1 protein-coding gene is annotated in these 678 nt (G+C 50.0%); it reads left to right on the top strand.

Features of this window, described 5'->3' with window-relative positions; translation table 11 throughout:
- Window positions 1-678: right-handed parallel beta-helix repeat-containing protein (locus tag BVC88_RS20990; protein WP_139316620.1), on the top strand; the 678-nt coding region annotated here is incomplete at both ends.

Here is a 678-nt window from a genome sequence, read left to right on the forward strand (position 1 = left end):
TCCTCGTCGAGTTCGGATGGATTTTTTATAGACGAAGTAGAGGGGGCATTCCGCTTTACTGGCAACCGGATTGAGGGAGCGAATCAATATGGTCTGTATATGACCAGCTGTACCGCCACTGCGGGCTCCCCGGCCTTGATTGCCAACAACCAGATTCATTCAAAGGCAGGTAGCTATTCGGTATACTTTGTATCCAACCAGTACCAGGGTTTTTACCACAACAACATCAACACGACAGGCGGAGCCCAGGGTATTTACTACTTTGGCTCGGGTGGAGTGGGAAACAAAATCAAGAACAACATCTTCAAGTCGAACACAGGCTATGCTGTGAATGTGGCCAACTCGACAGGTTTGGATGAGATGGATTACAATGACTTTTTCACTTCAGGTGTTTACCTGGGCAGATGGGGGAATTCGAATGCGGGTGACCTTGCCGATTGGCGTGTCTTATCTTCCCGGGATGCGAATTCCCTGACAGCGGATCCACAGTATGCGAGCAATACGGATTTGACAGCGAGCTCTCCTGCTTTGGCCAATGCGGGTATCCAACTGTCCGAAGTACCGGAAGACATCAACGGAGCTTCCCGAAAGGCAACCCCGACGATCGGAGCGAATGAATATGATGCAGCGGCTTTAGTGCCACTATCGGGAATCTACACAATAGATGTATCAGGCAGT

The organism is Algoriphagus marinus, assembly GCF_001936475.1.
Lineage (GTDB): Bacteria > Bacteroidota > Bacteroidia > Cytophagales > Cyclobacteriaceae > Algoriphagus > Algoriphagus marinus.